Source organism: Clostridium sp. D5 (assembly GCF_000190355.1).
In the GTDB taxonomy this organism is placed as follows: domain Bacteria; phylum Bacillota; class Clostridia; order Lachnospirales; family Lachnospiraceae; genus Faecalicatena; species Faecalicatena fissicatena_A.
The window spans coordinates 1,346,612-1,355,194 of the sequence record NZ_GL870809.1; the positions used below are offsets into that span (position 1 = coordinate 1,346,612).

The window sequence follows — 8,583 nt, forward strand, 5'->3', positions numbered from 1 at the left end:
CGCCAAGCAGCAGTAAGAGGAAATCCACAAAATCAGCGTGAACCGAACACATTCACCGCTTAATCTGATGATTAAGCGGCTCAGGTGTTCTAAAAAGCTGCTTCGGAAGCAGCTTTTTTCGCGCTGATTTTGCGGATTTCCTCTAACTGCTGCTATGCTCGCTAAAAGCATTTCCAACAGGACAGGTGTTTTTCACAGTCCGTCCCGGCTCACGGTAAGCTAGGTTCATCCGCCGATAGGAAAGAACTCCTTCCCCGGTTGGATCCCAGACCGGGCCAGTGGATGGAATAGAATTGGTGTAACTTTTATGTCTCCAGTAGATTTGAAAATAGTTTTTTCGGTAAATTTAAAATAATGAATTTTTTACGGTAAGCGTCCCCGTCCGTTCACGCAACTAAAGCGCGTGAACTAAATCCCGAATTGTTTTTTGAAATAACTTGATGTATAATAATAACAACAGCATTATGTTAAATAAATTTGACATAAATGCTAATAAGCAAAAAGGAGAAAGAATATGAAAAAGTTTAAAAGAGCAGGAAGTGTTTTACTGGTGGCGGCGTTGATGAGTACTCTGGTATTTGGGTGTTCTTCAAACAAGGAAGAAAAAAAGGCAGATGCGAAGGAAGACACGAAAACTGAGGCACAGGACACCAAGGATGAGAAGAAAGAAGAGCCTGTAAAATTACTTGTTGCAGCGGCAGCCAGCCTGGAGTATTCTTATGAGGACGAGCTGATTCCGATGTTCGAGGAGGAGAATCCGAACATCACAGTAGAAGGTACGTATGACAGTTCAGGAAAGCTGCAGACACAGATTGAGGAAGGCATTGAAGCCGACGTATTTATGTCAGCGGCCATGAAACAGATGAATGCACTGGTTGATGAGGATATGGTGGACAAGGACTCTGTAGTGGAGCTTCTGGAAAATAAAATTGTCCTGATTACCTCCGCAGACTCTGCGCTGGATCTGAAAGAATTTACGGATATTACGAAAGCGGAGTCCATCGCAATCGGTGATCCGGCAAGCGTTCCGGTAGGACAGTATTCACAGGAAGCACTGACATCTCTTGGAATCTGGGATGAAGTATCTGCGAAAGCAAGTCTTGGAACAAATGTAACAGAAGTATTGAACTGGGTTGCAGAGGGAAGTGCAGAGGCAGGCATTGTATATGCTACTGACGCTGCAACAACAGATAAAGTGAAAGTTGTCACAGAAGCACCGGAAGGCAGCCTTGCAGAAAAAGCAATCTATCCGGTAGGTGTTGTCTCCGCTTCCACACAGAAAGAAGCAGCCCAGAAATTCGTAGATTTCCTGCAGAGCGACAAGGCAATTGCAGTATTTGAAAAATACGGATTTATTCAGAACAAATAATCTAAGAAAATGATAGTGGAGGGACCAGGATGGACTTATCACCAATACTGATATCAATGAAAACAGCAATGTCAGCGATTGTCATTACGTTTTTTGCCGGAATTGCAATTGCTTACTGGGTTGTAAATATGAAGCATGAGAAGATTAAAATGGTGTGTGACGGAATCCTGACCCTGCCGCTTGTACTTCCCCCAACAGTAGCCGGTTTTTTTCTGCTGTATCTCTTCGGGGTGAAACGGCCGATCGGTAAAATACTCCTGGATTTTTTTGGAGTAAAAATTGCATTTTCCTGGGGGGCAACCGTCCTTGCGGCGGTTGTAATCTCATTTCCGCTGATGTACCGCTCGGCACGGGGCGCTTTTGAACAGGTCGATTTTAACCTGCTCTATGCGGGAAGAACACTTGGAATGTCGGAGTGGAGTATCTTCTGGAGAATTCTGATTCCAAATGCTCTCTCAGGCATCTTATCCGGTGGAATCCTGGCCTTTGCAAGAGGGCTGGGAGAGTTCGGGGCTACAGCCATGATTGCGGGCAATATAGCCGGAAAAACGCGGACCCTGCCCCTTGCAGTCTACTCAAATGTAGCGGCGGGGGACATGCACGGGGCCTATCAGTATGTGCTGATTCTGGTTGTGATTTCTTTCTTTGTAGTGACAGGAATGAATTATGTGACCTATGTGTATGGAAAACATGGCCGGAGGTAAGATACGTGTACAGAAAAGCCAGAAACAATGAAGGAAAGAAGGTGCTGCAATGTTTCATCCGGTTATAAAGCTGAAGATTTATAATGAAGACCTGGTATACGGTCCGGGGCTGATAACTTTACTGGAATATCTCAGACAGACCGGTTCAATGAAAGAAGCATGTGCCGCCATGGGAATGTCATACAGCAAGGGCTGGAAGATTATGAACCGGGCGGAGAAAGAACTGGGATATGAGCTATTGCTGCGCAGACACGGAGGTAATAAGGGCGGAAAATGCGAACTTACCGAAAATGGCGAATCTTTAACCGCGAGGTACAGAAAAATGGAACAGCGGGTAAATGAACAGACGCAGCTGGCATTTAAAGAATACTTTCCCGAATATACGGAAAAAGGAAGATAAACAGAACAATAAAAATCTGTTTTGGCAGAAATAAAAGCCTGAAAAGAAGAGTTAGCCGAAAAAATGATACGCATCCCTTTAAATAGACAAGTTTTATTATTTCACTTGTTTATTTAAAGGGATGCGTATTTTATTTTCATAGGAAAATTCGTCCTATGAAATAAAAAAGCCTTCCCGGTGGGATGCGCACTGCGGCGTAAGCTGCAGATGCCGCGATGCGCCCGCCGCAGGCGCGGGTTCCGCAAGAAAACTCTATTTTATGTGTAAAAAATGATATCCGATGAAGGGGGATGAATACGGAAAAATATATATGAAAAAGTAGTAAACAAGAACTAAATTTAGAACGATCTAATACTTTTAACTAGGCAAATCGGTGTAACTATACAATATAGTAATAATCAGAAAATGAATAGACAATTGGAATGCTAATGATAAATTATTATAAAAAAATAGCTAAATATCCTAATTTTCATATATGAAATTTCATTCTATACTAAGGCCATAGCTTATAGCGCAGGAAGAGTCCGGACTTTCGAATGACAAATAAGCAAAAATGAGGAGGTATTACATAATATGGAAAAAGAAAAATCACGCGTTCTTGAAATGCTGGAAACTGGAAAAACTGTAACATGGCCGCTGGCGGTTGAGTCAGATAGTGAAGTAGCGGACTTCGTTAAAAAAGAAGTTGAAGGAAAGGCGTCTACTGACCGTACACAGAGACTATTTGATCATTTCCTGGATTCCAAGTGCCGTTTTGATGGACAGATGCCATTATTATATACAGAAGCGTGGAAAAAATATGATGGTATGCCGTTGTATATCCGCCGAGGTCTTTCATACAAGTATATGATTGAAAATATGGATGCAACCGTAAAAGAAGATGAAGTGATTGTTGGTTCCAAGACACGTTTTACCCGTGGTGCAACAATGTATCCTCAGTTCTCCACTAAATTTATGATTGATTTCCTGAATATGGCAGAGGACGAGGAAGCAAAACTCTTTTCTGTTAGTGGTGATGACGAAGCTCACAACATCAAAGAAGAAGGCTGGATAAAATTAGGGCAGTTGTTCTCCATACGTGAAGAAGAAGTTGAACCAATGAGAGAATGTCTGAAATACTGGAGCACACGGTCTATAGAGGATGTATCCGAGAAGGTTATGGAAGAATCCTTCCCATATTATAAAGATCTGAAGCTGGCACAGAAAGTTGGTATTTTCCCTGGTTCCGGTCTTGCATCCGGATGTGACGGACGCTGGATACCGGCATATGACATTATCGTAGAGCGTGGTCTGGACGATGTGATAGCAGAATGTAAACGTCATCTGGAAGAAGAGCAGCCGATTAAGAAGGAAGGTACAGAGAAAATCTACTTCTGGCAGGCTTGTATCTATACTTGTGAAGCAATCATTACATGGGCAAAACACTATGCTGAGGATGCCCGCCGCCAGGCAGAGACTGCAGATGAGCCCCGTAAGAGTGAGCTGCTTTTGATAGCAGAAGGTCTTGAGTGGAGCCCGGCAAAACCGGCCCGTACATTCAGAGAAGGATTACAGGCTGCATGGCTCGGTCATCTGATGGTATGGAATGATTCCATCTCTCTCGGGTTGTCACCTGCACATTGGGGCAAATTATTATATCCATTATATGAGGCGGATCTTGCATCTGGACGAATCACAAAAGAAGAAGCTCTTGAGCTTTGGGAAATCATGAGGATTAAGTTTAGTTCTGAAGAATACATCACTCCATCTGCATGGGCAGCTATGGCATCGTCTAACTCCTTCCAGCATATGACAGTAGGCGGTTTGGATCCTAAGACTGGTAAATGTGTTGATAATGAATTAGAGGAAATGATCCTCGAGGCAGGTGTGAACATTCCAACTCCACAGCCGACACTTGGTATTCTTGTGAGCTCTAAGACTTCAGACCGTCTGCTCATGAAAGCAGCGGAAACTACGAAGGCTGGATGCGGATATCCGGCATGGTTCAATTATGATAAGCAGGTGGAACATCTTCTCTGGTGTCATGCTGAGGAGAATATTTCACTGGAGGATGCAAGAAACGTGGGTATTGCCGGATGTGTTGAGATTGGCATGCAGGGTATGGCACACGGCATCAACCATCCTGCATTTTATAATGAAGGAAAAACTTTTGAATTAGCATTAAATAATGGTGTTGATCCAAGAACCGGTGAAGTTTGTTTCACAGGCTGTAAGCCAATAACATGCTATGAGGATGTCTGGGATAACTTTGTTATGATCCGTGAGCATTACATGAGAGTTTACATGCGCTACTGGGATTTCGTTATTGGAATCTGCCGTGAGATTCATCCAAAGATTGCAGGCTCCGTACTGATGCATGACTGTGTAGCAGTTGGACGGCCGCAGGATGATAATGGCTGCCGTTACAATAAGTCTGTTACACTGCTTGATTCTGGTACAGTTAATGTTTGTAATGGACTGGCCGCTATGAAGAAGCTTATCTGGGATGAAAAGAAATACACTTTTGAAGAGTTCAAAGAAGCAATTGATAATAACTTTGGCTATAAGATAGGTGCTGTTGCAGGTAACTTCTCTATGCTTAATCAGGAAATTGATCCTGCATTGCATATGAAATATGCGATGATCCATAAGGATATCCTTGAGACACCGAAGTTCGGTAATGATGACGATTATGTAGACAATATCTTTGTGGATCTGTGGCATGACTATGACAGAGTCTGTGCATCAGAGATTACATATCTTGGATATCGTTGGCTGACAGCGGCATTATCTATATCCGCCCATGGCCCTCATGGTCGTGTTACGGGAGCTACAGCAGATGGCCGTCTGTCAGGAGTTACGCTTTGTGACGGTATTCTTTCTGCATCACCCGGAACAGATACAAATGGACCGATAGCACTTTTGAATTCCGGAGTGAAACTTGATCCTACAGAGTACCGCAGTGTTCAGCTAAACATGAAGATTCATCCAAATGCGATCCGCGGTGACGAAGGAAGCAGAAACTTTGTAGACTTTATTAAAACATATTTTAACACTGGTGGATATCATGTTCAGTTTAATATCGTTGATTCCAATATGCTTCGTGATGCTCAGAAGCATCCGGAAAACTACCGTGAACTGATGGTTCGTGTTGCCGGATTCAGCGCTTACTGGTGTGAACTTGGCAAGCCGATCCAGGATGAGGTCATTGCCCGTACTGAGTACAACCAAGTGTAAACTAAATTATAGATAAGTTGTTTTAATATAATTTTAAGCTTAGAGGGGGAGTATCTCCTCCTCTTTTTAAAATTATCATTGAGGAGGAATGAAAATGAGTGGAAAAAATGAAAAATTTTCTGGCTGGTCAGTCACATCTGCAGCATTTGTAATTGTTTTATTTCATATGACAATTCGTGGCTCGTTTGCAACATTAATTAATGGAATGGTTGAAGCTACAGGCTGGTCAACCGCCGCTGTATCAGCAGGAAGTTCAATTTTCATGGTCATGTACGGCCTGTTTGCATTTTTTGTGGGTACTTATATTGACAAGCTTGGCTGCCGCCTTACCTATAGTATACATGGTATTATCATGGGAGTTGGCTTGTTCCTTTGCAGTTTCGCAAAAGAACCATGGCAGTACTGGTTATTCTATGGTGTAATCGCCGGTATCGGTTCTGGCGCGTTCTGGGCACCTATTACTTCTATGGTACGTCAGTGGTTCATGGAGAAGTTAGGTCTTGCAATGGGGCTTACAACTGCTGCTGCTGGTGTTGCAATGAGTATTGGGCCTCTCCTGTCCATGATTTTGATGTCGACAGCATCATGGCAGGTAATGATGAGAGTATTCGGTATTGTCCTGATGATCGGTATTACAATCGCTGCACAGTTTACTAAGAGCAAACCAGAGGCAGTAGGGCAGAAGCCGTTAGGTTATGACAACTTCATGGCGAAGATGGCAAAAACTGATTCCGGCCAGAAAAAAGAAGAATTCTATGTTCCGTTTAAATGGGCAGTCAAACACAAAACATTCTGGATGCTTTCACTGCTATGGTTCTTTTCTAATTTTGCCGAGTTTATCGTATTTTCACATTCTATTAACTATGTAACAAAGGATCTTGGTTATGATAAACTATCTGCAACATATATTTATTGTCTCATTGGTCTGATGTTCATTATATCAGCAATCGTTGTAGGCGGTTATGTCGATAATCTTACAAAGAAACTGGGAGATCCGGTCAAGGCACGTAAGAGAGTTCTGACATTCTCTTATGTAGGATGTGCGATCATGGCACTGTGGCTGAATTATGGTGTTAAGCTTACGGCAAATGGCGGACAAAGTCACTGGGCATTCCTGGTATATGCAATTCTTTTTGGCCTTGTATATGGAATGTATATCCCAACAGTGGCTGGATATGTTGGGGTTATGCTTGGCCGCAAGGAGATGCCACCGGCATGGGGACTTATCTCACTGGTTGGTATGGCCGGCGGAGCAGGCCTGGGACCTTATGTTGCAGGTGCACTTCGTGATGCAACAGGAAGTTACTTTGTAGCAATCTGGATTTCTGTAATATTCTATCTTGTAGCATGTGTGTTTGTTAATATTGTGAAACAGCCGTCCAGAGAAGAAGTGTGGGGCGATAAGTAGACGACAGGATACCTGGTATTTACAGCAGTGGTGGGGGAAATTATTCTCTCACTGTTGCTTTGCCGAATGGAGAGGATAGGTGATGAGCCAGTTGAGTGGATTAGAAGTTAAGATAAAAGGTCTTGATTTGTCGCGGGAATATTATGAGAATATGGGGAAATCCATATTGATGGAACTGTTTCCCGAATATATGGGAAAAGCGGCGGTAGGCCTGGTGGGAGAGGGATCAGAGTGCTTTGGTTTTGATGACCAGATTTCCATGGACCATGATTACGGGCCGTCCTTTTGTGTATGGTTACCGAGGAATATATATACCCGGGCCAGGGAGAGTATGACCGAGATCTATGAGTCACTTCCGAAAGAATACAAAGGCATCAGCGCAAATATTATCAGAGAGCAGTCTGCGGGGCGCCGGGGAATTCTGGAGATTGAGGGCTTTTATCAAAAATTTCTTACCAGGGATACGATACCGGAAAGTTCGCTAGACTGGCTGAGGATACCGGAACATTTTTATGCGGTTGCTACAAACGGAGAGGTGTTCGAGGATAATCTGGGCATGTTTACTGATGTGCGCAGGAAGCTTCTTGATTATTATCCCGAAGATGTACGGCTGAAAAAGATTGCAGCCTGTGCAGTCAGGATGGCACATTCCGGGCAGTGCAATTATGCACGCATGATGTGGCGGCGTGATATTGTAGCAGCAAAATTTGCTCTCGATGAATTCATGAGAAATACCATTGCTATAGTATTTCTTCTGAATCGTGTTTACTGTCCATATTATAAATGGATGTGGAGAGGCTTGGAACAGCTGCCAAAGCTTGGCAGGGTCAGAGAGCTTTTGAAGATTATGGCAGCCGGAGTTTTGGACGAAAGTCACTGGGATTCGAGTAAATGGAAGGCTTGCCGGTATAAACTGAACCGGGCTGATCAGATGGTTGATATGGTGGAGCAGATAGCGGATTTGATAAGAGAAGAACTGTGGAGGCAGGGTATAAGCAGCAGCACATCGGATTATCTCGAAGAACATGGTTATGCAGTGATGTCCTGTATACAGGATCAGCGGATTCGGTCATTGCCGGTACTTGTAGGGTAAAAAATATGAGTAATATAAGAGAGATAGTCGAAGAGGAATGGAGTCAGTTTCAAAAGGTAAATAATGAGGGCGGAAGGGCATCATGCCAGGATGACTGGAAGATGTTCTATATCATGAGAAAAAGCCAGTTCCTTGTCTGGCCGGAAGAGGTATTGGACAGCTATTACGGGGATCTGTGCAAGGCCCGTGAAGAGGGAAAGAATCTGTTGTTTTATAAGTATGCGTTTATGATGGAAAGGACGGCGCCCGAACAGTACAAACAACTGGAATGGGCACTCCCCGTAATTTCAGAGGAGCGGAAACGGCGCATTGAAGCAACGGTAGCCGTCCATGTAAAATGGGCGGAAGAATTTGAGCAGGAGTATCCGGCTTATGCAATGCGTGGGCGCCCGA

At 43.6% G+C, this 8,583-nt stretch carries 7 protein-coding genes; all 7 read left to right on the top strand.

Annotation, left to right across the window (positions count from 1 at the left end):
* The first annotated feature begins 514 nt into the window (after positions 1–514).
* On the top strand, positions 515–1,369 hold the full coding sequence (gene modA, locus HMPREF0240_RS05640; protein WP_009002481.1) for a molybdate ABC transporter substrate-binding protein: 855 nt from the start codon (positions 515–517) through the stop codon (positions 1,367–1,369).
* Positions 1,370–1,398: 29 nt separating this feature from the next.
* Positions 1,399–2,073, top strand: coding sequence for a molybdate ABC transporter permease subunit (gene modB, locus HMPREF0240_RS05645; RefSeq protein ID WP_009002482.1), 675 nt, complete (start codon positions 1,399–1,401; stop codon positions 2,071–2,073).
* Positions 2,074–2,122: 49 nt separating this feature from the next.
* Complete coding sequence (locus HMPREF0240_RS05650) at positions 2,123–2,473, top strand: LysR family transcriptional regulator (protein ID WP_009002483.1); 351 nt, start codon at positions 2,123–2,125, stop codon at positions 2,471–2,473.
* A gap of 573 nt (positions 2,474–3,046) precedes the next feature.
* Positions 3,047–5,689 (top strand): indoleacetate decarboxylase, encoded by a 2,643-nt coding sequence (locus tag HMPREF0240_RS05655; protein ID WP_009002484.1) that lies wholly within the window; start codon positions 3,047–3,049, stop codon positions 5,687–5,689.
* A gap of 94 nt (positions 5,690–5,783) precedes the next feature.
* Positions 5,784–7,097, top strand: coding sequence for an MFS transporter (locus HMPREF0240_RS05660; RefSeq protein ID WP_009002485.1), 1,314 nt, complete (start codon positions 5,784–5,786; stop codon positions 7,095–7,097).
* A gap of 91 nt (positions 7,098–7,188) precedes the next feature.
* Positions 7,189–8,190: a DUF4037 domain-containing protein gene (locus HMPREF0240_RS05665; protein ID WP_157134227.1), complete on the top strand. Its 1,002-nt coding sequence runs from the start codon at positions 7,189–7,191 to the stop codon at positions 8,188–8,190.
* 5 nt (positions 8,191–8,195) lie between these two features.
* Positions 8,196–8,583 (top strand): DUF4125 family protein (locus HMPREF0240_RS05670; RefSeq protein WP_148486306.1); only part of this gene is annotated, 388 nt, incomplete at its 3' end.